The 277-nt window shown below is 65.3% G+C and carries 1 pseudogene; it reads left to right on the top strand.

What is annotated here, in order from left to right:
* Positions 1 to 71: 71 nt before the first annotated feature.
* Positions 72 to 277, top strand: a pseudogene (locus AC0L3X_RS47550) (SOS response-associated peptidase); the annotation flags it as partial.

The raw sequence follows: 277 nt of genomic DNA, 5'->3' as shown, positions 1-277 counted from the left end.
GCTCCTGCTGCCACCGGCTCGCCGGCTTCCCTTCCAGGCTGAGCCTTTCGAGCAGCAACCGCAATCACCCCATCTATAGCATCACCACAAACCAAGCCGCGATCATCGCCCTATTCCGCGTCGTCAACCGCTATGTCGGCAACCTCGCGCCGATGCCGGTCGTGTTTCCGGATCACCCGGTGGTGCGCAACACCGACACGGGCCGCGAGCTGGCCATGATGCGCTGGGGCATGCCGCCGCCACCAAAGTTCGGCGGGCCACCGGTCACCAACATCCG

The sequence above is a fragment of the Bradyrhizobium sp. MI1.7 genome (assembly GCF_055811795.1).
The sequence above is the reverse complement of the archived record's forward strand: the minus strand, read 5'-3'. Positions and strand labels throughout refer to the sequence as shown.